Genomic DNA, 24,325 nt, shown 5'->3' with positions numbered 1-24,325 from the left:
CGAGAGACATGAGGCGCCGGGGAGGGAGAGGTGTTACGGATCATGGTGTTCCTTCCTTCGGGATGCGCCGACGGATGTTCCGCCGGCGTCGGGATCACGCCGCCGGTCGCGGCAGGAGGTCGAGCGGCTCGACAGGCGAGAAGGTGATGACGACGCCGGCATCGCTGCGTTCTGCTGACAGCGGCGCAAGGGCGCCGGTGAGCGAGCGATAGAAGCGCAACGCCGCATCCGCCCCCGCGGCGTCACCGCGCGCGTCCTCGCCGGCGAAGGAGCTGATGACCAACTGCCTGTGCACACCCGAAGGGTCACCGTTCAGCTGAGTGATCTCGGCGACGTCGATCTGCCCGAGCGAGGACGACTGGGCGAGGGTCAGCAGGATCCGGCCGTCGACCACGCCGGAGGTCATCAGGTCGCGCGCCTCCGCCGGGATGCCGACGTCGGGATTACTCGACAGCTGCTGTCCCGCGAGGGATCGCGCTGCGTAGAGACCGTCGTCGCTGGCTTGCTCCAGGCCGGACTGCTCGCTGTCGACGTAGCGGACCTCGACCATCTGGGCGCCCTCACCGAAGGTGGCCACGACGACACTGTTGTCGATCGCCTGGCGGACGGTCGGGAACTCCGTCGGGAAGGTCCGCATCGAGTCAGTGGTGACCACGTAGTCGTAGTCACGCCAGCCTTCGGGGGCCAGCGCCTGCACATCGGAGTCTGTGTCCGCTTTGTAGTACCAGACGACGTTCTCGCGGACGAATCCCCTCTCGACGAGGTCGACCCACATCGCGTCGTCGACGAGCATCCGAGCATCCGAGGCGGCGTTGTCCGCCATCCACTGCTCGGCGTCGCGCAGCGGCCGGTCGAGATCCGCCAGGAGGAAGCCACGCAACTGCGTGGCCCAGAGCGGACCTGCCGCGACGAGTGCGGCGACGGTGCCCGCCGCCAGGACTCCACCGGCGGCCCGCACAACGATCGGATGCCGGGAGCCGCGGCCTCGCAGCAACTCGACAGCCACCTGTCCGACGCCGGCGACAACGATCGCGGCGAGCGGCAGCATGATGATGACATAAGGCACCGGCAGGTACCCGCCGCGGAACATGAACGCGGTGAGCGCGAGCAGCGTGATCGCCCATGCCCGCAGTCGCGCTACGAACAGCGCAGCGATCGCGGCAGCAAGGGCCGCGACGATGAGGATCGAGTCCAGCTGCCACCACATGCCGACGGTGCGCGACATGAGGCTGTCGGGATCGAAGAGCGAGCCGCTCCCCTCGCGGGAGGCCAGCTGGAAAGTGAGGCCCTCGAAGAGGCTGACGCGTCCGGCACCGGGCATGACCTCGCCCTTGACCAGGGCGAACGCCACGTAGGTGAGGCCGAACAGCGCCAGCACTGCGGCTGACACCGACAGCGTGTAGCGCCTGGTCGTCTTATCCGCACCGCGCCACATGAACCACACGAGCAGCGGGAGGGCGAGGAGGTATGTCTCCTTCGTCAGCACAGCGACACCGAAGGCCGCGGCCGCGCCGATGTATCCGAGCAGCTGCTTGTGACGGCTCATGGCGAGGAAGATCGCCGCCAGCAGCCAGGCCGTCGCGATGTTGTCGAGGTACACCTGCCGGTGGAACTGCACCGCGAGCGGCGACAACAGGAAGACGGCGGCTGCAACCGACGCGGTCGGCCGGGCGAACCCGATGCGCCGCACGATGACCCAGAGCAGGATCGCCGCGATCGCCGTGGCGACGATCATCGCCTCTCGAGCCGCGATGACGGCAACCTCGTACCGGTCCCACCCCCCGGTGAGCCCGACGTAACCGGCGATCTGGATCCACCCGAGCGGGGGGTGGTCGTACCAATACGTGTAGTGCGTCAATTCACCGAGGTTGCCGATGGCCCACGCCTGTGCCGTGTAGGTCCCCTCGTCGTCGATCCGCTGGGGCGAGCCGCCGAGGTTCACGACGTTGACGACGATGCCCACGACGAGTGCGGGCACGAGCCAGGCGAGGTCGATGAGGCGTTCGCGCCAGACGGATGCCGCACGGATGCCGGCGCGCGGACTCCGTTCGGCTGCACCGGGCAGCGTCGGCGCCGCCGACGCTGCGTCGAGGCTCGTGCGGTCGAGTGTCGAGGTCACTTGCTCTCCTCCGATGCGGCGACGGCGATCAGTTCATCCGAGCCACGGTCCCTCGCCGCGCCATCGGCTGCAGGCGAGTCACGGTGGGCACCGGTGTGCTCGGTCTTCTCCCAGCTCCCGTCGCCACGCAGCTGCCGGACGACGGACCGGACAGCAGCCGCCGCCAGGAACGCCTGGTAGGGCACCAGGCCGAGTACGAGCCGGGCATAGTCGCGCACGCGCACCTTCCGGCCGTACACCCGCCCGAACTCGGCGAGCCCGGCCGCCTCGACGACGAGCGTCACGACGGTCGGAATGAGCGGGAGGAAGGTGACGAGGGCGACGACGGTGGGGACCTTGACGAGGAGGATGAACACGATCGAGATCGGGATCAACAGGCCGGTGGCAGCCTGGATGAAGGGCATGTTCAGCAGGTACCGGGCATACATCCGCTGGCGCAGGGTAGGGAGCTTCTTCCACTCGCCCTTTCCGAGCACCTGGAGGAAGCCTTGGTTCCAGCGCGTGCGCTGCTTGTACAGCGAGGTGAGGGTCGGTGGCGTCTCCTCGCGCGTGACGTACTCGGGGTTGTAGGCGACGGCCACCTTCGCGCCGTCGCTCGAGAGCCGCACGCCCAGTTCGCAGTCCTCGGCGAGACACTGGTCGTCCCACCCGCGCGACCACTCGAGACGATCACGCGTGACGAAGACGGTGTTGCCGCCGAGGGGGATGAACTTCGAGCGGGCGTGGAAGTGCAGCCTCGAGCGGAACCAGAAGTAGTACTCCAGCACGTTTCGCAAGGACCACCAGGTCGTCTCGAAATTCATCAGCTGTACGCCGCCCTGCACGACGTCCGCGCCGGTCTCCTGGAACTTGGAGTCGACCACGGTGAGCAGTCCGGGGTGCACCTCATCCTCGGCGTCGAACACGCCGACGATGTCGCCGGTGGCGAACTGCAGCGCGCGGTTGAGCGCCTTCGGCTTGTTCTTCGGCACGCTGTCGTCGACGACCACGGTGATGAGGTCGGGATGCCGGGCGGCAGCCTCTCGAACCACGAGTTCTGTTCCGGGGTCGTCATGACCGACGATCGCGATGATCTCGAAGTCGGGGTGGTCCTGCTGCGCGAGGCGATCCAGGGTCTGCCCCATCACCTCCTCCTCGTGGCGACCCGGGACGAGGAGCGTGAACCGATGCCGGGAAGGGCGAGGCGAGGCGCTGAACTGCGTCGCACGCAGGTCGTCGGCGGATCGCCAGGCATGCAGCATCCACCAGAGCGTCGTCACGGCGATCGCCGTGAGGACGAGCGCGAGGGCGATGATGCCGCTGTAGCCGAACCACTCGCCCACGGACCAGTCCGGCAGCACGACCCCGGATGGAGCCGTCTGCTGCACCGGCATCGGAGATTCGGTCACCTCGGGCGCCTGCTGTCCGGGCGCGGGTGCGACCGGAGTCAACAGCGGTTCCGGGGTGGCCTGCGCGCGAAGACGCAGCGGGGCGAATCCTGTGGGCGTGGTGATCACGAGAGGCCTCCGGTCGGTGCGGTTGAGGGCAGGTGGGCCGTGCGGGGAAGACGCAGTGTGCGCGTGCGGGGAGCGAAGACGAACCACCGGTACGCGGCGAATCGGAAGGCCGTGCCGAGCACGAGCCCGACGCCGTTGCCCGAGATGTTGTCGGCCAGCTGCGAGGTGAAACCGAAGACGTAGTGCGACACGAACAGGCACCCCGCCGCGATCAGGAGACCCACTACGTTCACGACAGCGAACAGCGCGGCTTCACGCAGCGGATGCGGCGAACGCTCTCGCCGGAATGTGAGATAGCGATTGCCTAGCCACGCCACCGCGGTGGCGACCGAGACGCTCACCACCTTCGACCAGATGGGTGAATCGTCGAGGACGGTCGCCCGCACGAGGTTGTAGACCGCCAGGTCGACGATGAACGCGAGACCTCCGACGAGGCCGAACCCCGTCAGCTGGCCCAGGAGACGTGAGCGCCAGGAACGCCCGACGGGAGTGGGAGTTGGCGAGGACGTGGTGGCGTCTGCGGCGAGCGATGCAGGTGCAGGGGCCGCGGCGGCGGGGCTCCCGATGATGATGTCGTGATCAGTTTCGATGTTCTTCCGCACGGTGGTGATCCGGAGCTGCTCACTGCGCGGTTTGGAAGAGTCAGGAGCCTCCCAGGGCGGCGAAACCTCCGGTTCACCTGCCTTCGCTCGTCGACGGGAACTCACCCGACAACCGGCGCGGTTCGGCTCCCCACCATGGCCGGTCGATGGTCAGAGGTCGCGGGTACGTTGACCACATGGAGATCAGAGCAACCACCGTCGGCATACCCGTCCGCGACCTGGATGCGGCGATCGACTGGTACCGATCAGCCCTGGAGCTCGGGGACGTCGACCTGCGGCCGCTGGACGGCCTGGTGGAGTTCAGCCTCGGCTCCGTATGGCTGCAGCTGGCCCTCAACCCCGAGCTCGCCGGCACCCACGGGATCTCGGTGAACTTCAGCGTCCCCGATGCGACGGGTGAGCACACGAGACTGCGGGGTCTCGGCTTCGAGGTCTCGGACATCCAGCGGTTCGAAGGCGTCGTCGAGTTTTTCAGCCTCACGGATCCCGACGGCAACACGGTGGGCTTCGTAACCGAGCTGCAGTAGCCGGCTTCAGACCTCTTGACCGCGTACTTGCATTTTGCAAGTATGGCGACATGAGCCTCTTCATCACGTGCCCCGTGGTCGATGTCGAACGTGCCACGGCCTTCTACACAGCCATCGGCTGGACCCTCAACGCCGAGATGTCCGACCACAACGTGTCGTGCTTCGCGATCGCCCCCGACCAGTACGTCATGCTGGGCAGCCGCGAGATGTACGCGAGCGTGGGCGGCGTCGAAGACCTCATCGGTGGCCCCGACACCCCGTCGAAGGTCACCGTCTCGTTCGACCTCGACAGCCGCGAAGCCGTCGACGCGATGATCGAAAGGGCGCGAGCCGCGGGCGGCCGCGTCGGCGACACCGACGACTACCCCTTCATGTACCAGCGTCAGTTCGACGACCCCGACGGCTATCACTACTCCCCGTTCTGGATGAAGCCGGACGCCGACCAGACCTCGTGAGCGACCTCACCGCAGCTCTCGACGTCGTCGGCGCGCGGTGGGCTCTCCTCATCGTGGAGCGGCTGCTCGAGGGTCCGCAGCGGTACGGCGACCTCCAGCGTGAGCTGGGCGTACCCACGAACATCCTCGCGACCCGCCTGAAGGAACTCGAAGCAGCAGGCGTGCTCCGCCGACTTCCGTTGAAGCACAACACCCGCGCTTACGCCCTGACCGAGCGCGGGCTGGACCTGACAGACGCGATCGCTGCGCTGAGCCGCTGGGGCAAAGAAGCGACGTGATCGGCTCGGTCTCTCCCGCTCTCGAAATCTCTTCGCGTCCTAGTGTCGTATTCGCGGGTCGCCGTTCGTGGACTGTGTGGGCGACCCGAACGGATCGCTGCGACCGCCGCGCTGAGCCGCGGCCGCTATCTCGATAAGAGGGAGACGACAGTGCCGAACTACCTGATCGCGTTCAACGACGAGTGGGTGCCCCCGCAGACCGCCGAGCAGCTGCAGACCAAGAGCCAGGCGTCGATGGCGGTGCTCGAGGAGATGAAGCAGGCAGGCGTGTTCGTCTTCGCCGACGGCGGCATCGATGCCTCGACGGCGCTCTTCAGCGTGCAGCTGACCGACGGCCAGCCGGTGTTCACCGACGGGCCCTTCGTCGAAACCAAGGAGCACCTCGGCGGGTTCACCGTGATCAACGTGCCGACCGACGAGGACGCGCGCCACTGGGCGGGCCGCCTGGCCCTCAGCCTCGACTGGCCGCAAGAAGTCCACCGCTTCCCGGGTGGCGTCGAGGACGTCATCGACCGGCAGACCCCCGAAGCCGGGTGACCACTCCCGCCACTGCAGACCACATCACCCGCGCCCACCGCGAGGAGTGGGCGCGGGTGGTGGCGGGTCTCGCTCGCCGCTTCGGCGACCTCGAGCTCGCCGAAGACGCCGCGGCCGACGCATTCGTCGCCGCTGTCGAGCACTGGCCCCGTGAGGGGGCGCCGCCGAACCCGGGGGCCTGGCTCACCACCACGGCCACCCGCAAAGCGATCGATCGCGTGCGCCGGGACTCTCAGCGCGGCCGCAAGCACGACGAGGCGCAGCTGCTCGTCGACGACGAACCTCGTGCACCGATCGGCGACGTCGACGACGACAGGCTCCGGCTGCTGTTCGTCTGCTGCCACCCCGCACTGAAGATGCCGTCGCGAGTCGCTCTCACTCTGCGGATGGTGGGCGGACTCACCGTCGCCGAAATCGCCCACGCGTTCTTCGTGCCGACGACCACGATGGCGCGCCGCATCACCCGCGCGAAACACACCCTCGCCACCGCGCGCGTTCCCTTCCGGATGCCTTCCGCAGCCGACGTCAGGGAGCGACTTGCGGGCGTCCTCACGGTGATCTCCCTCATCTTCAACGAGGGCTACCTGTCCACCTCGAGTGGAGACGCGGTGAGGGTCGAACTGACAGCGGAGGCGATCCGGCTGGCGCGCCTGCTGCGCGAGCTCCTGCCCGACGAAGGCGAGGTCGCGGGGCTGCTCGCACTCACCCTGCTCATCGACGCGCGCCGCGCGGCACGCGTGTCCCCGGACGGCGAACTGGTGACCCTTCCCGAGCAGGACCGCAGCCTGTGGGATCGCGAGCTCATCGCCGAAGGACACACGCTCGTGTACGAGCGAATCGCCGCCGTCGCCGAAGGCTCCGCCAGGCCGGGCCGCTACCAGCTGCTGGCCGCGATCAACGCCGTGCACGCCGATGCCGCCTCCGCCGAAGAGACCGACTGGCGCCAGATCGTCGCCCTGTACGACAGGATGCTCACGGTCGACGCTTCGCCGATCGTCAGACTGAACCGAGCCGTCGCCATCGCGGAGCTCCACGGCGCCGCGACCGGCCTCGAAGAGATCGCCCCGCTCGCCGGTGCGCTGTCGGGTTATCACGCCTTCCACGCCGCGCGCGCAGACCTGCTGCGCCGCACCGGACGCCTCGACGACGCACGCGCGGCCTACGACCGCGCGATCGCCCTCGCCGGCAACGCAGCCGAACGCACCTACCTCGCGCGCCGCCGCGACGACCTCGCGGCCGCGGGATCGGCGTGAGGGGGCTCAGCCCCCGATCGCGTTCATCCCCCGCGCCGGCTGCAGGAACGACGGGTCGTTGATCGCGTGCCCGGGCAGCTTGCCCAGCACGCACGCGTGCAGCACCTCGGCGATCACGCGCCGTCGATCGGCGTCCGCGGCATCCGCCGGCATCCCCCGCACCGCGCTCGTCACGTCGTACTCCGTCAGCGAGAACAGGCAGTTGCGGAACTGACCGTCGGCGGTCAGGCGCAGCCGGTCGCACGCACCGCAGAACGGCGCCGTCACCGACGCGATCACGCCGACCTCGTGCGGGCCGCCATCGATCCGCCACTTCTCAGCGGGAGCTCCGCCGCGGCCCGGCACCGGCTCGAGCAACCAGCGCTCCGACAGCGCCGCCAGGATCTCCTCGCGCGTCACCATCGCGCTTCGATCCCACGTATGCCCCGAATCCAGCGGCATCTGCTCGATGAACCGCAGCTGCGCGCCCACCTCCATCGCGAACGCCACAAGATCGACGAGCTGGTCGTCGTTCACGCCCCGCATCGCGACGGCGTTGAGCTTCAACGGCTTCAGATCGGATGCCGCGGCCGCCGCGATCCCCTCGAGCACGTCATCGAGCCGGTCACGTCGCGTCAACGCGGCGAACCGCTCGCGGTCGATCGTGTCGATGCTGATGTTGAGCCGCGTCAGGCCCGCGTCGATCAGGTCCGGCAGCACCTCGGCCAGCCGGATCCCGTTCGTCGTCATCGCCACCTCGACCGGACCCTCGGGCCCCGAAATCGCAGCCACGCGACGCACCACATCGACGATGTCGGTCCGCAGCAGGGGCTCGCCGCCGGTGAGCCGGAACGTGCGGATACCGAGGCCCGCCGCCACCTCCGCGATCTCGACGATCTCGTCCGTCGTCAGGATGCTCGTGCGCGCCAGCCACTCGTTCCCCTGCTCGGGCATGCAGTAGGTGCAGCGCAGCGAGCATCGATCGGTCAGCGAGATCCGCAGATCGCGGTGCACGCGACCGTGCGTGTCGACGAGGCCGACAGCGGGATCCGGGAGGGCGCCCGACGGGATCTGCGGCGCCGCGCGACCCAGCGAGATCGGAACGGCCGTCACCGCTCTGTCCCCCCGTGGCATTCCATTTTCCGAGCCTAATCGGCGGCATGCGCGACCGGGGCGAACAGAGCCGCCCTGGGCTGGGAAATCGGCCCCAATCGCCGGTTCGATGCCAGATCGCACGCTAGTTTTCGGCACATGAGCCTCCGCCGCGCCGCCCTGCCTGCCCTCGCCGCGACCGCACTGCTCCTGACCGCCTGCACACCGGCGGAGTTCGCTCGCGAGCAGACGGCCGCAGACCGACCCGACTCGGTCGTCGCCGGAGCCGACGGTTCCGTCGACGTCGCGACGCTGCGATACGTCGGCAAGGCCGACGCCTACGACGTCTACCTGGCGCGTGCAGCGGATGACGGCGACGCGCTCTGCCTCTCGCTCACCCTGGACGACGTCTGGCAGGCCACCGAGTGCGAGCCCGACTACGTGTCCATCCGGATCAGCGACACCGTGAGCGTCGACGCCGACCTCAGCTACCGAAGCGGCGAGGACCGAGAAATGATCTCGGACAACGTCTGGGTCAGTCGGAAGTAGCCGCGCGCGTCATGCCGACGAACCGCACCCGCGCCCGGTCGACCTGCAGCCACACCGCGTCACCGACCGAGACCGCCGTCTCCGGCACGTCGACCACGCCCGCCGTTGTCCGGATCCGCGTGCCCGCGAGCGTCGGCTCCACCCCGACCACCGTCGCCGCCCACGCGTTCAGCCCCTCACCGTCCGCGATCCGCACATCACCCGGCCGGAACACGGCGGCGAGCGCCACTCCCTCACCGGCGGCGAGCGCCGTCGACGCGGCATCCGCGCTCGTCAGCACCTGACCCGCCGAACCTCGCCACCCACCACGGGCCGAGACCCCCGGCATCCGATTCATGTCGGCAACCGAGGCGACGAAGGCGGATGCCGGTGCTCCCAGCACCTCGCGCACCGCGCCCCTCTGCACCACGCCTCCCTCCTCGATCACGAACAGCCTCTCTGCGAGGGCGACCGCGTCGCCGGCGTCGTGCGTGACGGCGACCGTCGTCGTCCCGGCGAGCTGCTCGCGCAGCATCCCTCGGATCGCGGACGCCGTGACGGGATCGAGCGCGACGAGCGGCTCGTCGAGCAGCACCACCCGCGGCGACGCCGACAGCGCTCGCGCGATCGCGACGCGCTGCTGCTCGCCTCCCGACAGCTCGCGCGGCATGCGCGCTCCCGTACCGGCCAGCCCCACTCGCTCGAGCCAGGCGTCGGCCTCGGCACGCGCCTGCGCGACGGGCGTCCCGGCGGCGCGCGGACCGAACGCCACGTTCTCGCGCGCGCTCAGATGCGGGAACAGGCGGGGGTCCTGACCGAGCAGCACGACCCCCCGGTGCATCGGCGCCGTCCGCACCCGCGGTGCGGCCGCCCGCTCGACGATACGAGCGGCGACGGAGATCTCGCCGTCGTCGAGCGGCAGCAGACCGGCGAGCGCCTCGAGCACCGTCGACTTGCCGGCGCCGCTGGGTCCCATCACCGCGATCGTCTCCCCCGCGGCGGCGTCGAGGGTGACATCCACCCGGAACCGCGGCCGGTCCACGACGACCCGCGCCTGGAGGCCGCTCATCGCACCGCCCCCGGCCGCCACCCGCGCACGAGCATGAGCACGAGCACCGCCGCGGCGAGCAGCAGCAAGGCGAGTGCGACGGCGGTGCCCTGCGTCACACCGGCGCCGTTGAACGCCGTGTAGATCGCCAGCGGCATCGTCTGCGTCACCCCGGGCCGGTTGCCGGCGAACAGGGCGGTCGCGCCGAACTCGCCGATCGCCCGCGCGAAGCACAGCACGACACCGGCGACGATCCCCGGCGCCGCGAGCGGCAGAGTGATGCGCCGCAGGATCGTCCACCGGCCGGCCCCGAGCGCCGCCGCCGTCCGCTCGAAATCAACGCCCGTCGACCTCACCGCACCCTCGACGGCGAGGACGAGGAACGGCAGGGCGACGAACGTCTGCGCGACCACCACCGCGGGCGTCGTGAACGACAGCCCCCACCCACCGAGCCATCCCTGCCGCCCGAACAGGTACAGCAGTGCGATGCCCCCGACCATCGGCGGCAGCACCAGCGGAATCGTCACCGCCGCCCGCAGCGTCGCCGCCAGACGCGGCCCCGAGCGGGCGATGAGCAGGGCCAGGGGCACCCCGATCACGACGCAGATCGCGGTGGCCGCCGCGCCCGTGCCCAGCGAGAGCCCGAGCGCCGCCAGCGCCGAAGGCGAGGTCACGTCGGCGACGAACGTCGACCACTGCACGCGGGCGATCAGCGCGACCAGCGGCAGGATCAGGAACGCCAGCCCGACCGCGGCGGGCAGCGACAGGGTTCGAGGGACGTACCCGCGCGCGTCGCTCACGGCGCGCCGAATCCGCGGTCCGCGAGGATCTGCTGCCCGGCATCCGACAACACGAAGTCGACGAACGCCTCGGCCGTCTTCGGATTCGCGGCATCCGTCAGCGCGGCGATCTCGTAGCGATTCACGACCTCGGCGCTCCCCTCGGGGACGATCGCCTCGACGTCGTCGCGACCGACCACATCCGTCGCGTACACGAGGCCCGCATCGGCCTCGCCCGCGGCCACCTTGGTCAGCACGGCAGTCACGTTCTGCTCGAGACTCGCCGCGTCGACCGTCACGCCCGCGCCGTCGAGCAGCCGAGCGGATGCCGCGCCGCACGGCACCTCGGGTGCGCACAGCACCGTCACCACATCCGACAGATCCCTGAGCGACGTGACGTTCTCGGGGTTGCCCGCCGGGACGACGATCACGAGGGTGTTCGTCGCGAACACCGCCGGGTCTGACGCGAACTCCGCCACGCTCGCCATCGTCGCCTCGTCCGCCGACGCGAACACATCGGCCGGGGCGCCCTCCGTGATCTGCGTCGCAAGAGTCGACGAGCCGTCGTAGACGGGACTGATCTGCGTACCCGGATGCTGCGCCGTGAACGCCGCGGACATCTCGTCGAACGACGCCTGCAGGGACGCCGCGGCGTACACGGTCAGCGAACCGGACACCTCGTCGCTCGGAGGTGCCGGAGCGGGCGCCGCGCACCCGGTCAGTGCGAGCACGAGCGCGACGAGCGCGACGGCGGAACGGCGCACGTCACTCCCCCGCCAGCTCGACGACGACGTTCGTGGCCTTCACCGACGCACGAGCCAGCGTGCCGACCTCGAGCTGCAGCTCACGCACCGCCTCGGCCGACAGCAGCGAGACGACCCGGTGCGGACCGGACTGGATGTCGACCTGCGCCATCACCCCGTCGACCTGCACCCGCGTCACGATCCCGATGAAGCTGTTGCGCGCGCTCGACCGGTGCTCGTACCCGTCGGCGGGGTCGTTCGCCATGTTCACGGCGAAGGCGGCGAGGGCCTCGCCGGGGATCTCGGCGGGCACGGCATCCGTCACCGGCAGCAGTCCCTGGTCGATCCATCGGCGCACGGAATCGTCGCTCACGCCCAGCAGTCGAGCGGCTCGGGAGACACGGTACGTCGTCATGGTTCGATCATGCCGCACGAGCGGCTCTCAGAGCGTGTTGTATCCGCATCTGCGACCTGAATCGCGCAGGGGAGCCGATCGCGCGGCAGCGCCCCGGCATCCCCTCGCGCCCGTAAACTCAAGACATGGACCCCTTGGTCGATCCCATACCCGAGTTGGATCCCGACGAGCGCAGGCGGACGGCGCGGCACACGGTGCTGAAGGGCATCGGCGACGAGGGGCAGCGACGTCTCGCGAACACTCGCGTGGCCATCGTCGGTGCGGGAGGCATCGGCTCGCCCGCGATCCTCGCCCTCGCCGCCGCGGGAGTCGGCGAGCTCATCGTCATCGACGACGACACCGTCGAGCTGCACAACCTGCAACGCCAGATCGCCCACCGCATCGAGGACATCGGCGTGCACAAGACCGAGAGCGCCGTGCGCGCGGTCGCCGCCCTCTCCCCCGTCACCGTCGTCACCCCGGTCACCGCGCGCCTCGACGAGAGCAACGCGCAGGAGTTCTTCGCGCGCGCCGACGTCGTCATCGACACGAGCGACTCGTTCGCGACCCGTCGTGCCGTCGCGGCGGCCACCGAGGCGCTCGGCCTGCCGCTCGTCTGGGGCGCTGTGCGCGAATGGCACGCGCAGGTCACCGTCTTCTGGTCGCGCCCGACCGAGGGCGACCCCGTCGTGCTGAACGACCTCTTCGCCGTCGGCACCGAGGGCGACCCGCCGACGTGCGCGCAGGTCGGTGTGCTCGGCGCACTCTGCGTCCAGGTGGGCGGCATCCTGGCCACCGAGGTCGTCAAGCTCGCGATCGGCGTCGGCCAGCCGCTGCTCGGCCGCATGCTCGTGCTCGACGCGCTCTCGAGCCGCCAGCACGAGCTCCCGCTCCGCTCGGCGGCGCCCGCGGCGGCCGGCGCATGAGCGGGCTGCGCAGCGTCGAGGACCAGCTCGCCCGTGTCCTGGGCGCCGTCCGCACGCTGCCGAGCGAGACGGTCCCCGTCCGCGGGTCAGCGGGTCGGACGCTGGCGACGCCGACCGTCGCCGCGCACGACATCCCCCTCTTCGACAACTCGGCAATGGACGGGTTCGCCGTGCGCGCCGCCGACGTCGCGTCCGCGAGCGGCGATCACCCGGTCGCGCTGCGCGTCGTCGCCGACCTCCCCGCCGGGGTGGCGACCGACCCTCCCCTCGCGGAGGGCGAGGCAGCCCGCATCATGACCGGCTCGCCGACGCCGACCGACGCCGACGCGATCGTGCCGTTCGAGGACACGGCGGGCGGGCTCGCCGACTCCCTCGACGTCGTCCAGGTGCTCTCTGCCCCGGCATCCGGCGCGTTCGTCCGACGCCGTGGCGCGGACCTGCGTGCCGGCGACGTCGTGATCGACGCCGGCGAGCGGATGGGTCCGTTCCAGGTGGCTGCGGCCGTCGCCGCCGGCATCGACGCGGTCGCGGTGGTCCGGGCGCCGCGAGTCGCCGTGGTGTCGACGGGCAGCGAGCTGATCGCGCCGGGCGAGCCCATCCGCCGTGGGCTCATCCCCGACTCCAACGGGCCGCTCCTCGCGCAGCTCGTCCTCGACGCGGATGCCGACCTCGTCCTGACCGCGCGGGTCGCCGACGACGGTCACGCGGTCGCGCAGGTCACCGCCGACGCCCGCGAGCTCGGCGCCGACGTCATCGTCTTCACCGGTGGCGTCAGCGCGGGAGCGTACGAGCCGGTGCGCGCTGCATTCGACGGCCACGGCGAGGTCGAGTTCGCGAAGGTGTCGATGCAGCCGGGCAAGCCGCAGGCCTTCGGGACGGTGGGTGACGGATGCCTCGTCTTCGGCCTTCCCGGCAACCCGGTCAGCGTCGCGGTGTCGTTCGAGGTGTTCGTGCGACCCGCACTCCTCGCGCTGCAGGGCCGCACCGAGACCCAGCGGCCGCGCCTGACGCTGACCGCGGCGGAGTCGTGGACGACACCACCGGGACGCCGGCAGTACCTGCCGGCCGTCGTCGACCTCGCCGCGCGGACCGTGCGGCCCGCGACGGCGGGCGGCTCGGGCTCGCACCTCGCGGGCGGGCTGGCACGGGCATCCGCGTTCGCGATCGTCCCCGCCGAGGTCGCGAGCGTGGCCGCCGGCGACGATGTGGATGTCATGCTGGTGGGATGAGCTTCCCCCACCTCGACTCGGCCGGCCGGGCGCACATGGTCGACGTCACGGCGAAGACCCCGACGGTCCGCACGGCGACCGCCCGCGGGTTCGTCTGGTGCAGCGCCGAGGTCGTCGCCGCGCTGCGCGACGGCACCGCACCGAAGGGCGACGTGCTCGCCGTAGCCCGGATCGCCGGCATCCAAGCGGCGAAGTCGACTGCCGCGCTGCTGCCGCTGGCGCACGTCATCGGTGTGCACCGGGCATCCGTCGAGTTAGAGATCACCGACGAAGGCGTCGAGATCGAGGCGACCGTCGGCACAGCCGACCGCACCGGTGTCGAGATGGAGGCCATCACCGCCGTCTCGGTCGCCGCGCTCGCGGTCGTCGACATGATCAAGGGTCTCGACCGGTCGGTCGTGATGGAGAACATCCGCATCGTCGCGAAGTCGGGCGGTCGCTCGGGCGACTGGGTGCGCCCCGGCGAGTCCGGCACCTCCGATGAGGAGCAGTCATGACCCTCGTACGCTACTTCGCGGCAGCCGCCGAGGCCGCCGGCACCGAGAGCGAGGAACGGTCGGAGGCGACCCTCGCCGAGCTCCGCACGGCCGTCCTCGACGAGCACCCCAAGCTGTGGTTCGTGCTGCCCGACTGCGCCGTGCTGGTCGACGGCGTGCGGACCGACGGTGACGCCTCGCTCGCCGACGCGCGTCTCATCGACGTGCTGCCGCCCTTCGCGGGGGGCTGACGGGTCGGCCTCAGCCGCCGATGCCCTTCCACGCCGTCGTACCGTCCTCTTCGAGCTGACGCTTCCAGACCGGCAGGTCGGTCTTGATCGTCTCGATGATCGCGCGGCACACGTCGAACGCCTCGGCGCGGTGCTCCGACGCGACCGCGATGACGACCGCAGCGTCGCCGACGGCGAGACTGCCGACGCGATGACTGACGGCCACGGCCGCCGACGCGTTCCCGGCCTCCGCCGCGATGCGATGCAGCGTCGCCTCGGCGTCGGGATGGGCGCTGTACTCGAGACCGATGACGGCGGTCGCGGCATCCGGGTCGTTGTCGCGCACCCGTCCGACGAACGACGTCACGGCGCCGTACCTCGGTTCCTCGACGGCGCGCAGGTGCGCGTCGAGGTCGAGTGCGGTCTCTTCGAGGCGGGCGATCCGGACGATGTTCACGAGTGGTCCCCGCCCGTCACCTGGTCGAGCACGTGCGGGGCGACCGCGACGATCACCGGGATGCCGGAGACCACCGCGCGCGTCGAGCCCGGCAGGTTGACGACCAGCGCTCCCTCCGGGTCGACGACACCCGCGATTCCCCTCGAGAGGACGGACATGGGGGTGTCGGCGAGGCCGACGCGGCGGAGCTCCTCGGCAATACCGGGGAGCTGTCGCGTCACGACGCGCTGCGTGCCCTCGGGGGTCTGATCGCGCGGTCCGACACCGGTGCCGCCGGTCGTGACGATCAGCCGAGCGCCGGAGTCGAGCGCATCGCGGAGGGCCCGAGCCACGGCATCCGCTCCGTCGGGGACGACGGCGGTGCCTGCGATCGCGATGCCCGCTGCGTCGAGGAGCGAGACGGCAGCGGGGCCGCCGCGGTCCTCCCGCTCCCCCGCCGCCGAGCGGTCGGAGACGGTGATGACGAAGGCGCGCACGGGGGTCACAGGCTCACCCTAGACGGCCGCGCGGTCACGACGAGACGGTGATGAGCGACCGCTGCCAGCCGGTCGATCCGTCGGGCGCGATCGGTGCACGATCCTCGATCTGGGTGTCGCCGTCCTTGTTGACCGCGCGCACCGCCACGTAGTGCGGCCCGGGCGTGGCATCCCACTCGAGGACCCACTGCACCCAGGTGTCCTCGTTGATGGGCGTCGACAGCTTCGCCGACTGCCAGTCGCCGTCGTCGATACTGACCTCGACGCGCTCGATGCCCACTGTCTGCGCCCACGCGACGCCGGCGAGGGGCACCTTTCCGGCCGCGACGGGCGTGCCGCTCTTGGGGGTGTCGAGACGGGACGAGAACTTGATGGGCGCCTCGGCGGAGTATCCGCGCGGGGTCCAGTACGCCTCATCCGCGGCGAAGGTCGTGATCTTCAGTTCGGTGACCCACTTCGTGGCAGAGACGTACCCGTAGAGACCCGGGATGACCATCCGCACAGGGAAGCCGTGCTCGGGCGGCAGCGGCTCGCCGTTCATCGCGACCGCCAGGATCGCGTCGATGTTCTCGTCGGTCCCGGCGGACAGCGGGGTGCTGGCCGTGTATCCGTCGACGCTGCGGGAGAGGATCATGTCGGCGTCCGCCTTCGGACCCGCCATCTTGAGCACCTCACGCAGTGGTACGCCCTGCCAGATGGCGTTGCCGACGAGCCCGCCGCCGACCTCGTTCGAGACGCACGTGAGCGTGATCGCGTACTCGTCGAGGCCCATGTCGAGCAGGTCCTGGAAGGTCAGCTCGACGCGCTGGTCGACCATGCCGTCGATGACGAGCCGCCACGTCGAGGGGTCGACCGTGGGCACGGTGAGCGCCGTGTCGACGCGGTAGAAGTCCGCGTTAGGGGTGATCAGTGGGCTGATGCCCTTCACGTCGAGCTCGGCACCCGCGGGGATGTCGATCTTCGTCTTCGGCGCGGGGAGCTTCACGGCGCGGCGGATGGCCTCGGCCGACGCGGTGGCCGCGCTCACGGCGCGGGCGGTGACGCCGACGACGACAGCGGATGCCCCGGCGATGGCGGTCGTCAGAAGGAAGCGTCGGCGGTCGAGGCCCTGTGCCTCATCGGTGCGGGCGTCGTCTCGCCAGCCGCGCAGCCACCGTCCGAGCAGGAACAAGATCGCGGCGGACCCGAGCGTGCCGAGCGTGGGGGGAAGGAACGCCAGCGGCGTGGCGTCGGCACGGGTGACGATCGCCGCGCCCGACAGGATCCCCGCCACGAAGAGCGCGATCACGCCGACGGGCGGTCGCACGTACTCGAGGATGCCGGCGATGGCCGACGCGATCGCGACCGCGAGGCCGAGCCCCGCGAGCAGAGCGATCTTGTCGTACTCGCCGAAGGTCGTGATGGCGAACTCCTTGAGGGGCCGCGGCACGATGTCGACGACGAACGAACCCACGGCGAGGATCGGACTGGCCGTGCTCGAGAACAAGAGGGCCGCGAGTTCGGCGATGGCGAGGAACACCGCGCCCGCGACGAGACCCGAGAGAGCGGCCCAGAGAGTGAACCGCTTACCGCTGGTGTGAGTGCTCATGTCATCCCTTCTGTAGGTGTTCGGAGCGAACACGCGATCGGATGAACCGAGGAGGCGGCGCGCAGGCGAGCTGATGCGTCTCACTCTGCCGGGTGCGGCGGTCGAAAACCTGCTCTTGCGGATATGGGGCGGATGCCGCATGCGTTGGCGCGTGCGCTCAGGTCGGTGCGCCGACGGGGAGGTCCTCGTCCATGGTGGGCGGATCAGCGACGAGCGCAGCGGCCTGCTCCTTCGTCAACGCGTTGGGGTACAGCTGACGCGAGAACCTGCCGCGGGGATCGTCCTTGTCGCGCGGCAGCTCGATGCGGGATGCCTCGATGATGCGCTCGAGCACGTCGGTCTCGTCACCGCTGAGCTCGAGGGCTTCGCGCCGACGGAGGACGATCCGGCCCCGGGCCTTCGCGGCGTCGCCGAGCACCAGGATCAGGGTCCGCGGCGACCCCGTCCACCAGGGCTGCGCCATGAGCTCGGCGCGCACGATCTCATTCCAGTGCACAGTCGTCGAACCGAGACGGATGAGCCCGGCGTCGACGTCAACCTCCGCCTGTCGGTCGAAACGGCGGAAAAGGATGAACGCGACGATCGCGGCAACCGCGATGAAGGCAAATCCGACCACGGCGCCCTCTGATCCGTCGTCGAAGGTGAGGTAGAGCTGGCTCGTGGCACCGAGCACCAACAACCCATACGGAGCAAGGGATGCGCCGAGCATGGTGCTGCCGAGCGGACCTCCGAGCGGATGCCACCCCGGCCCTGCATCCTCTCGTCCGTCGGGGCGCTCTGATGCCCGCATTCCCGGAGAGCTGCGGGCGCCGCGCGACATCCGAATGAGCTGCACCCCGCTGGCACCGTAGGCACTCACCAAGAAGCCCCAATACAGGACCCTCGACCATTCGACGTCACCTTCGCTGATGACCCAGGTGAGCGCGGCGACAGCGATCGGCAGCGGTGCGAGCATCAGGATTCCGGCGTTCCGGAATGCGCGACGTGCGCGCCGTCCAGCCGGTATGTCGCTGTATCGCCGCTCCCACCACTTCTCCGACCACGAAGAGCGCAGCGTCCACAGCACGCCGAGACCCATCCCTATCGTGCAGAGCGTCAGCGCCAGCGGGGAAGGGATCGACCACAGCGGTGTGGGCATGAAGCCACCGGCCGCCACCGCGCCCGCAACACTCGCGACGATCAGGACGGTGCCCACCACCCGGGGTGAGGGGGTCGCGTGAGACTCCCCCGATGTCCGATCGGCCATTTCAGTCCCCCGGCGCCGTGGCGATCTCGCCGTCGATGAGTTGTTGCAGGCGCTTCTCGAGCGCGGCACGTGTGTCTGTCCCCATGACCGGACACTAGGGGGCGGACGGCGCCAGGACAACGGCGTTGTACCGACGTCGGCGCGCGCGGTCGAGCCAACGACGGCGTCGAGTAGTGTCGGCCCGGTGAGTCCCCTGCACCTCGCCGATCGGCTCGAGAAGACCCCTGAGCCTCAGCTGCCCTCGCATCCGGCGATCGAGACCTGGCGCTCGGCGACCTCCGCCGACATCGATGCGATCCACGCCGTGGTCAGCGCGGCCGACGCGGTCGACCACCCCACCTGGACCACGCCGCGGCAAGACGTCGCCGAGACCTTCGAGTCCAGCCACATCGCCCCCGCCCGCGACACCCTGGTCGCCGTCACCGCCGAGGGCGAGATCGTCGCCACCGGTGTCAGCGCCCTCCACCCCTCGCGCGCGGGCGGGATGCTGTCGGTCGACCTCAGCGGAGCGGTGCACCCGGATTGGCGGCGGCGCGGCATCGGCACCGCGCTGCTGCGCTGGCTCGACGCTCGCGCGGTGCAGCAGGTCGCACGATCGGCGCAGTCGCTCGAGAACGGCGGATCGGAGGGGCGGATCAAGGCCTACGTCGAGGAGCCCAACACCGACCACGCGGCCATCTTCGCGGCCCAGGGGTACACCGCCGAGCGGTGGTTCTCGACGATGGAACGAAACCTCGCTCAGCCCGTGGACACGCTCGACACCCCCGACGGGATCTCGGTCGTGCCGTACGACCGGACTCGGGATGCCGACGCCCTCGCCGCGCGCAACGACGCGTTCCGCGATCACTGGGGAAGCCTCCCCTCGAACGAGGAGCGTTGGCAGCAGTTCGTCGGAGGCGAGTTCTTCCGCCCCGACCTGTCACGAATGGCCGTCACCGACGACGGGCAGATCGTCGCGTTCTGCCTCGCCTCGGTGAACGAGGAGGACTTCGCGACGCTCGGGGCATCCCACGCCTACATCGACCTGATCGGCGTGATCCGATCTCACCGCAAGCAGGGACTCGCGCCGCTCGTCATCGCGGCGGCGCTCGAGGCGATCAAGGCCGAGGGGCTCGAACGCGCCGTACTCGACGTCGACACCGACTCCCCCACCGGCGCCAACCGGCTGTACGACAGCGTCGGATTCGTCGCGACACAGCGGGTCGTCGCGATGGTCCGGCGGCTCTGACGGCGGATCCCCGGGTCAGGCGCTTCCGCCCGCGAACGGCCAGGCGACGGTGAGTCGCAGGGGCTCGTCGTCGCGGGGTGAGTTGTGCCAGATCTCCCGCGGCGGGCCGACCGGGGTCGCCCCGGCATCCGTGATCCACGCATGCACCTCATCGTAGAGCGCGAGGATCTCGGGGAAGAAGGTCTCGCGCCCTTCCGCGTGTCGGAGCGCGACCCGACCTCCGGTCATCCGGTAGCTGCGCACGCCGTCTGCTTCGTCGATGAGCCCGTCGACCGGAAGGACGATCTCGAGCGGACCGTCGGAGTCGTCGGTCACCGGGGCGTGGAACACGCCGAACGCGTCGCCGGTCGGGCGCAAACCGTTGCGCGCGGCGAGGTCGCGCAGACGGCCGACCTCGGCGTGAATGACCTCGTCCATCTCGTGCGGCGCCATCCGACGCATCACGCTGAGCACGGGGCGGTCGGCTTCGATCGCGGTCTCGACAGTGGACATGGGGTTCTCCTTCGTGAGATGCAGCCGCGCTCGAGCGAGCACGACGGCGTTGGACTCGTTGCGGCGATGCATCGCGTCGACCGCGTCGTCCAGCAGGGTGACCGCAGCGGCGGGATCGGCTTCGGCGGCCGCGATGATCGCCGCGATCCGATCGAGCGACAGATCGGCTGAGCGGAGCAGAGCGATCAGCCACCCGGTCGGCACCTGATCGGTCGAGTAGTAGCGGTAGCCGGTGCTCTCATCGATGCGTCGCGGCTGCAGCAGCCCGCGCTCCGCGTAGATGCGCAGCGCTTTCGCCGTCAGCAGCGTCTCCGCGCCGAATCGTCCGGCGGTCATCCACTCGTCATGTTCGGTCACGTGCTCAGCCTCGACCATGCCCCTGGGGCCAGGTCAAGCAGCGCGCGTCACGGGGTCGACTGGAGAATCGATGGCGCAACGCACAAGCGCGATCACCGCCGCGGGCCTCTCGATCGCGGCGAAGTGCCCGACGCCCGGCAGGGTCGTCTCGCTGAAGTCCGCGATCAGCGCCGACAGCGCCGCATCGTCGCCGGCGCCCACGAAGACATCGCGATCGCCGCGAACAGCCCTGACCGGACAGCGGATGCCGCGCCACGACGACTCGTCGTAGGCGGCGGCTGCGTGCGCGGCGGCGACGAACGCCGCGGGACGGATCTCTTCCGCGAGCGAACGAACGACGGTCGGGTCGATCTCCCGAGGCGCTGCGAAGAGGGGCGAGCTCAGGGCGCGGAGCGCTTCCGCACGCTCGAGGCGGCGTAGGAAGCCGGTCGCCGCGCCCCGCAGGCTGCGGAGGAACCGCATCGCGAGGAGCATTCCCGCGAACCAGGGCAGGCGCAGCCCGCCACGGATCGGTCGCCGGACGGCATCGAACACGGCCGCGCCCGACGGGGACACGAGGATCACCGCGTCCGTCAGCTCGGGGGCACGGGCGGCGACGTCCAAGGCCAGGGCACCACCCAGGGAATGTCCGACGACGATCGCGCGGCGATATCCCAGCTGGCGGACGACCTCGATGATGGCCGTGGTCGTGCGTGCGATGTCGATTCCCTCGCGCGGCAGCTCGCTCTCGCCCCAGCCCGGGAGATCGAGCGCGACGACGTTCGGCACGGGCGCCCCGATGTGCGCGGCTTCCCTCAGGAGAGGCGTCCATGTCGTCCAGGACCCCGCGGCGCCGTGCAGGAACACCGTGGCGACCGGTCCACGTCGAACGCCGACGCGCACTGAGACGACGCCGATCACCGTGGCGACGCGGACCGTCCGGAGGCCTATAGCCTCGGCATCCGTCGTCAACCGCGTTCGCGTCGTCGACATCACCTCTCGGCGCCCGATTCCTTTCACGATGATGATTCGTCGCGGTGATGCGATCGGATCGACGACAGCCGGCATCCGCTCCATGCAATTGATGGACCTGACTGCTTCTCGGCTGACCCCACACAGGCCGTGCGCGAGGGCGACCACATCATGATCGGAGCGACGAGAGCCACCCGCGCGCGCTCAGCCGATGCGGGTGCGCAGCACCTCGGCATCCGTCTCGCCGTCGACCAGCACCGCACGAGCGAGATCGCGGGCGTCCTCGACGTTCCAGAGGAGCACGCCGACGGGGGCACCCGAATCGTCGCGGTAGTAGACGACCGTGCGGTCATCGTCGAGGTCCACGACGAGCGGATCCTTCTCGGGATCGAGGCTGCCCACCGCTTCCCACCGGACGCCGAAGACGGCGGAGTAGAAGTACGGCGTGTGCGTGTACGGCAGCCGTTCACCCGCCATCGACCGACCGACGGCGGCGCCCATCTCGTTGGCGTTGTCGACGTGCTCGACGCGGGTGCGTCCGAGGATCGGGTCGGGGTAGGACGCGATGTCGCCGGCCGCCCAGATCGCATCGTCGCTCGTGACGAGGTGTTCGTCGACGACGACCCCCTCGTCGACCTCGAGACCTGCCTGCTCAGCGAGGTTTGTCACCGGGTCGACGCCGAGCCCCAGGACGACGATGTCGGCGGGACGCTCGTCCCCGCCCTCGAGGACGACGTGCAGGCGGTTGCCCTCGGTGCGGACCTCCTCGACGCGGGAATTCGGGAGCAGTTCGACCCCGCCGTCGCGGAACAGCCGCTCGTACCGCTGCGCCAGTTCGGGCGGGAATGTGCCGTCGCCGAGGACCTCGGAGGGGAAGAGCAGCTCGGTCTCCAGGCCGTTCTGCACGAGTGCCGCCGCGAGCTCGGCGCCGATGTAGCCGCCGCCGACGACGACCGCGCGACCTCCCTGCGCGGAAAGCTCCCGCAGCCGGCGGTAGTCGTCCGCCGACCGGAAGAAGAGCACCCGGTCGTCCTCGGGCGCGGGGATCTCGCGCGGCTTCGAGCCCGTCGCGAGCAGGAGGCGCCGGTAGCCGAGCTCATGCCCGTCGCCGATCGACACGGTCTGCGCCTCACGGTCGATGGCAGTGACGAGCGTCTCGAGTCGCAATTCGGCGCCGGTCGCCTCCTCCGTGCCGAGCGGCACCTGGTCCCACGTGAAGTCCGGGTCGGTCCAGAGCTTCTTCGACAGAGCAGGCCGAGTGTACGGCGGGTCGATGTCCGCACTGAGGATGCCGATCGTGCCGTCGGGATCCAGTTCCCGGATGCCGCGCGCCGCCGCATCCGCCACCATTCCGCCGCCGACGATCAGATAGTCGTAGGTCCTCATCACTCACTCCGCTCCAGGTCGTTGCGAGCCACGGTAGGCGGGCACGAAGGGATCGAAGGAAGGGTTGCGTCGTCGCGGCGAGCGGGTTAGTCGTGATCCGCCTTCAGAAGGGCCTCGCGCCGCTCATTGCGCCGGCGACGTATCCATACCGAAGCGGAGCGCCTCCCACAATGCGGCGGAGGCCGTGCCGGTGACGCGCATCGCGTCCCGCTGGATCGCGGCCCCGACCCCCTTCTCGACGATCGATGCAACGCCCGCCTCGACCTGGTCGCATTCCACGACGGAGAAGTAGTGCCCGCGGACGTGGTCCAACAGAGCTTGGACGGCGATGTCAGCGGGGACGAGGTCCGTCAGCTCGGGGTGCATGAGCTCTCCATCGAGGCCGTCTTTGCTCGCTCGCCAGCTCGCCAGCCGGAGGATGGTCGTCGGCCATGCCGGCGGCGCGATCCCGGCTCGCCAGTCGGCAGCAGCCCGATCGACCAGCGCCCGAACAAGCAGGGGCAGCGTCACGGCATCGTCGGCTCGGAGGCAGACGTCGGCGATCCGCACTTCGACGGTCGGAGCGTGGGTCGAGAGCCTCGCATCGAAGTAGATCATCCCCTCGTCGAGGCACACGCCGGCCTTGAGCATCGCCGCAACCTCGCGTCGGTACGCGTCCAGTGAGCCGAAGAGATCGGTCGGGCCCGCCGTCGGCCACCGCATCCACGCCTGGTAGCGGTAGCTCGCGTACCCCGTGTCGGTTCCCCGCCAGAATGGCGAGTTGGCGCTGAGAGCAAGGATGACCGGCAGCCACGGCCGGATCCGGTCGAGCACGCCGACGCCTTCCTCGGGCGAGTCCACCGCGACGTGTACATGCATGCCGCACGTGAGCTGCTCCCGCGCGGTGGCCGAGAACCGCGCTGCCATCTCGGTGTAGCGCGGCGAGTCGGAGACCTGCGAATCGCACGCATGCGGTGCCGTCGCCAGCGGCACCGCGCGAGCACCCACCGACATCGCAGCCCGATCGACACGGCGCCGGCCTTCACCGATGACCGCGGCGAGTTCGCTGCGCGTACGCACCGGCGGGCTGACGACTTCGATCTGCTCGCGCTTCATCTCCGCGTGGAAGGCGATGGAGCCGAGGGCCGGGCAGCCGCCCTCGTCAGCAGCCTCCGCGAGCACCTTCAACACGTCGTCAGCCCGCGGGGCGGGTCGCAACGTCCGACCGTCGACGACGAGGAACTCCTCCTCCACGCCGAGCGTCCGCGCGGTGGACTTCTGAGACGCCCCCGGCCCGGAGGTCGTCGTGACCTGCGAAGGGGTGCGTGGGCCTCCTGCTGCGACCATCATGGCCTCCTGTCCCGGCAAGAGTCGGTGGCACCAGCGACTCCCTCCAGGGGGATTGACTTTCCGAGTCAGCGGACCCCAGAAGGAGAGGCATCGCTGGGACCGCGAGCCGTCGCCCCTGTTTGTG

At 70.2% G+C, this 24,325-nt stretch carries 27 protein-coding genes; 11 read left to right on the top strand and 16 right to left on the bottom strand.

Annotation, left to right across the window (positions count from 1 at the left end):
- Positions 1–94: 94 nt before the first annotated feature.
- The 3 genes from M3190_RS12940 to M3190_RS12930 are packed head-to-tail and all read right to left on the bottom strand — an operon-like array spanning position 95 to position 4,217.
- On the bottom strand, positions 95–2,119 hold the full coding sequence (locus M3190_RS12940) for an ArnT family glycosyltransferase (RefSeq protein WP_251582350.1): 2,025 nt from the start codon (positions 2,117–2,119) through the stop codon (positions 95–97).
- Complete coding sequence (locus M3190_RS12935; RefSeq protein WP_251582348.1) at positions 2,116–3,615, bottom strand: glycosyltransferase; 1,500 nt, start codon at positions 3,613–3,615, stop codon at positions 2,116–2,118. Before M3190_RS12935 ends, M3190_RS12940 begins: the two co-directional genes overlap by 4 nt.
- Positions 3,612–4,217: a GtrA family protein gene (locus M3190_RS12930; RefSeq protein ID WP_251582346.1), complete on the bottom strand. Its 606-nt coding sequence runs from the start codon at positions 4,215–4,217 to the stop codon at positions 3,612–3,614. Before M3190_RS12930 ends, M3190_RS12935 begins: the two co-directional genes overlap by 4 nt.
- A gap of 176 nt (positions 4,218–4,393) precedes the next feature.
- Here M3190_RS12930 and M3190_RS12925 point away from each other — a divergent pair, with 176 nt between their 5' ends.
- The 5 genes from M3190_RS12925 to M3190_RS12905 all read left to right on the top strand — a co-directional run bounded on the left by M3190_RS12925 (position 4,394) and on the right by M3190_RS12905 (position 7,267).
- Positions 4,394–4,744, top strand: coding sequence for a VOC family protein (locus tag M3190_RS12925; protein WP_251582344.1), 351 nt, complete (start codon positions 4,394–4,396; stop codon positions 4,742–4,744).
- Between the two features lie 50 nt (positions 4,745–4,794).
- A complete protein-coding gene (locus tag M3190_RS12920; RefSeq protein WP_251582342.1) occupies positions 4,795–5,199 on the top strand; it encodes a VOC family protein in 405 nt (134 codons plus the stop codon).
- A complete protein-coding gene (locus M3190_RS12915) occupies positions 5,196–5,477 on the top strand; it encodes a winged helix-turn-helix transcriptional regulator (protein WP_251582340.1) in 282 nt (93 codons plus the stop codon). Before M3190_RS12920 ends, M3190_RS12915 begins: the two co-directional genes overlap by 4 nt.
- Positions 5,478–5,627: 150 nt before the next feature.
- Entirely contained in the window at positions 5,628–6,014 is a 387-nt protein-coding gene (locus M3190_RS12910; RefSeq protein ID WP_251582338.1) for a YciI family protein, read from the top strand.
- Positions 6,011–7,267 carry an RNA polymerase sigma factor gene (locus tag M3190_RS12905; protein WP_251582336.1) on the top strand — a complete coding sequence of 419 codons (1,257 nt, stop codon included), beginning with the start codon at positions 6,011–6,013 and terminating at the stop codon, positions 7,265–7,267. The genes M3190_RS12910 and M3190_RS12905 overlap by 4 nt, the downstream gene beginning before the upstream one ends.
- Before the next feature lie 6 nt (positions 7,268–7,273).
- Here the strand turns inward: M3190_RS12905 and moaA are convergent, their stop codons facing one another.
- Entirely contained in the window at positions 7,274–8,359 is a 1,086-nt protein-coding gene (gene moaA / locus M3190_RS12900; protein WP_251582334.1) for a GTP 3',8-cyclase MoaA, read from the bottom strand.
- A 138-nt stretch (positions 8,360–8,497) separates the two neighbouring features.
- On the opposite strand from moaA, the gene M3190_RS12895 reads away from it, so the two are divergent.
- Positions 8,498–8,887, top strand: coding sequence for a hypothetical protein (locus M3190_RS12895; RefSeq protein WP_251582332.1), 390 nt, complete (start codon positions 8,498–8,500; stop codon positions 8,885–8,887).
- Here M3190_RS12895 and M3190_RS12890 read toward each other — a convergent pair.
- The 4 genes from M3190_RS12890 to M3190_RS12875 are packed head-to-tail and all read right to left on the bottom strand — an operon-like array spanning position 8,874 to position 11,851.
- Entirely contained in the window at positions 8,874–9,935 is a 1,062-nt protein-coding gene (locus tag M3190_RS12890; RefSeq protein ID WP_251582330.1) for an ABC transporter ATP-binding protein, read from the bottom strand. The genes M3190_RS12895 and M3190_RS12890 overlap by 14 nt on opposite strands.
- Entirely contained in the window at positions 9,932–10,714 is a 783-nt protein-coding gene (gene modB / locus M3190_RS12885; RefSeq protein ID WP_251582328.1) for a molybdate ABC transporter permease subunit, read from the bottom strand. Before modB ends, M3190_RS12890 begins: the two co-directional genes overlap by 4 nt.
- The gene (gene modA / locus M3190_RS12880; RefSeq protein WP_251582319.1) at positions 10,711–11,457 is read right to left on the bottom strand and encodes a molybdate ABC transporter substrate-binding protein; all 747 of its coding nucleotides are present in this window, start codon (positions 11,455–11,457) and stop codon (positions 10,711–10,713) included. The genes modB and modA overlap by 4 nt, the downstream gene beginning before the upstream one ends.
- Before the next feature lies 1 nt (position 11,458).
- Complete coding sequence (locus M3190_RS12875) at positions 11,459–11,851, bottom strand: TOBE domain-containing protein (RefSeq protein WP_251582317.1); 393 nt, start codon at positions 11,849–11,851, stop codon at positions 11,459–11,461.
- Between the two features lie 125 nt (positions 11,852–11,976).
- Between M3190_RS12875 and M3190_RS12870 the strand changes: the two genes are divergently transcribed.
- Genes M3190_RS12870 through M3190_RS12855 form a run of 4 tightly spaced genes read left to right on the top strand, consistent with a single transcriptional unit; the run spans position 11,977 to position 14,712 of the window.
- Positions 11,977–12,756, top strand: a complete 780-nt coding sequence (locus M3190_RS12870; RefSeq protein ID WP_251582315.1) for a HesA/MoeB/ThiF family protein — start codon at positions 11,977–11,979, stop codon at positions 12,754–12,756.
- A complete protein-coding gene (locus M3190_RS12865) occupies positions 12,753–13,985 on the top strand; it encodes a molybdopterin molybdotransferase MoeA (protein ID WP_251582313.1) in 1,233 nt (410 codons plus the stop codon). The genes M3190_RS12870 and M3190_RS12865 overlap by 4 nt, the downstream gene beginning before the upstream one ends.
- Positions 13,982–14,482 (top strand): cyclic pyranopterin monophosphate synthase MoaC, encoded by a 501-nt coding sequence (gene moaC / locus M3190_RS12860; protein ID WP_251582310.1) that lies wholly within the window; start codon positions 13,982–13,984, stop codon positions 14,480–14,482. Before M3190_RS12865 ends, moaC begins: the two co-directional genes overlap by 4 nt.
- The gene (locus M3190_RS12855) at positions 14,479–14,712 is read left to right on the top strand and encodes a MoaD/ThiS family protein (protein WP_251582308.1); all 234 of its coding nucleotides are present in this window, start codon (positions 14,479–14,481) and stop codon (positions 14,710–14,712) included. Before moaC ends, M3190_RS12855 begins: the two co-directional genes overlap by 4 nt.
- Positions 14,713–14,722: 10 nt before the next feature.
- On the opposite strand, the gene M3190_RS12850 is transcribed toward M3190_RS12855, so the two are convergent.
- The 4 genes from M3190_RS12850 to M3190_RS12835 form a co-directional block, all read right to left on the bottom strand.
- Positions 14,723–15,148: a molybdenum cofactor biosynthesis protein MoaE gene (locus M3190_RS12850; protein WP_251582304.1), complete on the bottom strand. Its 426-nt coding sequence runs from the start codon at positions 15,146–15,148 to the stop codon at positions 14,723–14,725.
- A complete protein-coding gene (locus tag M3190_RS12845; RefSeq protein ID WP_251582302.1) occupies positions 15,145–15,633 on the bottom strand; it encodes a MogA/MoaB family molybdenum cofactor biosynthesis protein in 489 nt (162 codons plus the stop codon). Before M3190_RS12845 ends, M3190_RS12850 begins: the two co-directional genes overlap by 4 nt.
- 25 nt (positions 15,634–15,658) lie before the next feature.
- The gene (locus M3190_RS12840; RefSeq protein WP_251582299.1) at positions 15,659–17,212 is read right to left on the bottom strand and encodes a molybdopterin-dependent oxidoreductase; all 1,554 of its coding nucleotides are present in this window, start codon (positions 17,210–17,212) and stop codon (positions 15,659–15,661) included.
- Positions 17,213–17,369: 157 nt separating this feature from the next.
- Entirely contained in the window at positions 17,370–18,458 is a 1,089-nt protein-coding gene (locus tag M3190_RS12835) for a hypothetical protein (RefSeq protein ID WP_251582297.1), read from the bottom strand.
- A 184-nt stretch (positions 18,459–18,642) separates the two neighbouring features.
- Between M3190_RS12835 and M3190_RS12830 the strand changes: the two genes are divergently transcribed.
- Complete coding sequence (locus tag M3190_RS12830; RefSeq protein ID WP_251582294.1) at positions 18,643–19,686, top strand: GNAT family N-acetyltransferase; 1,044 nt, start codon at positions 18,643–18,645, stop codon at positions 19,684–19,686.
- Positions 19,687–19,701: 15 nt separating this feature from the next.
- On the opposite strand, the gene M3190_RS12825 is transcribed toward M3190_RS12830, so the two are convergent.
- The 4 genes from M3190_RS12825 to M3190_RS12810 all read right to left on the bottom strand — a co-directional run bounded on the left by M3190_RS12825 (position 19,702) and on the right by M3190_RS12810 (position 24,198).
- A complete protein-coding gene (locus tag M3190_RS12825; protein WP_251582291.1) occupies positions 19,702–20,535 on the bottom strand; it encodes a MerR family transcriptional regulator in 834 nt (277 codons plus the stop codon).
- 33 nt (positions 20,536–20,568) lie between these two features.
- Complete coding sequence (locus tag M3190_RS12820; RefSeq protein WP_251582289.1) at positions 20,569–21,507, bottom strand: alpha/beta fold hydrolase; 939 nt, start codon at positions 21,505–21,507, stop codon at positions 20,569–20,571.
- Between the two features lie 183 nt (positions 21,508–21,690).
- On the bottom strand, positions 21,691–22,872 hold the full coding sequence (locus tag M3190_RS12815) for an NAD(P)/FAD-dependent oxidoreductase (RefSeq protein WP_251582286.1): 1,182 nt from the start codon (positions 22,870–22,872) through the stop codon (positions 21,691–21,693).
- Between the two features lie 123 nt (positions 22,873–22,995).
- A complete protein-coding gene (locus tag M3190_RS12810) occupies positions 22,996–24,198 on the bottom strand; it encodes a glutamate--cysteine ligase (RefSeq protein ID WP_251582284.1) in 1,203 nt (400 codons plus the stop codon).
- Positions 24,199–24,325 lie beyond the last annotated feature (127 nt).

Origin of the sequence: Microbacterium oleivorans (assembly GCF_023715745.1) — a bacterium.
Classification (GTDB): domain Bacteria; phylum Actinomycetota; class Actinomycetes; order Actinomycetales; family Microbacteriaceae; genus Microbacterium; species Microbacterium oleivorans_D.
This window is presented reverse-complemented; position numbering and strand designations above follow the sequence as displayed.

Bases quoted from the DNA above. Each gene is read 5' to 3' on its own strand.
- M3190_RS12925 (WP_251582344.1), top strand. From the start codon at position 4,394: ATGGAGATCAGAGCAACCACCGTCGGCATACCCGTCCGCGACCTGGAT.
- M3190_RS12920 (WP_251582342.1), top strand. From the start codon at position 4,795: ATGAGCCTCTTCATCACGTGCCCCGTGGTCGATGTCGAACGTGCCACG.
- M3190_RS12895 (WP_251582332.1), top strand. From the start codon at position 8,498: ATGAGCCTCCGCCGCGCCGCCCTGCCTGCCCTCGCCGCGACCGCACTG.
- M3190_RS12890 (WP_251582330.1), bottom strand. From the start codon at position 9,935: ATGAGCGGCCTCCAGGCGCGGGTCGTCGTGGACCGGCCGCGGTTCCGG.
- M3190_RS12875 (WP_251582317.1), bottom strand. From the start codon at position 11,851: ATGACGACGTACCGTGTCTCCCGAGCCGCTCGACTGCTGGGCGTGAGC.
- M3190_RS12870 (WP_251582315.1), top strand. From the start codon at position 11,977: ATGGACCCCTTGGTCGATCCCATACCCGAGTTGGATCCCGACGAGCGC.
- M3190_RS12865 (WP_251582313.1), top strand. From the start codon at position 12,753: ATGAGCGGGCTGCGCAGCGTCGAGGACCAGCTCGCCCGTGTCCTGGGC.
- moaC (WP_251582310.1), top strand. From the start codon at position 13,982: ATGAGCTTCCCCCACCTCGACTCGGCCGGCCGGGCGCACATGGTCGAC.
- M3190_RS12855 (WP_251582308.1), top strand. From the start codon at position 14,479: ATGACCCTCGTACGCTACTTCGCGGCAGCCGCCGAGGCCGCCGGCACC.
- M3190_RS12840 (WP_251582299.1), bottom strand. From the start codon at position 17,212: ATGAGCACTCACACCAGCGGTAAGCGGTTCACTCTCTGGGCCGCTCTC.
- M3190_RS12835 (WP_251582297.1), bottom strand. From the start codon at position 18,458: ATGGCCGATCGGACATCGGGGGAGTCTCACGCGACCCCCTCACCCCGG.
- M3190_RS12820 (WP_251582289.1), bottom strand. From the start codon at position 21,507: ATGTCGACGACGCGAACGCGGTTGACGACGGATGCCGAGGCTATAGGC.
- M3190_RS12815 (WP_251582286.1), bottom strand. From the start codon at position 22,872: ATGAGGACCTACGACTATCTGATCGTCGGCGGCGGAATGGTGGCGGAT.
- M3190_RS12810 (WP_251582284.1), bottom strand. From the start codon at position 24,198: ATGGTCGCAGCAGGAGGCCCACGCACCCCTTCGCAGGTCACGACGACC.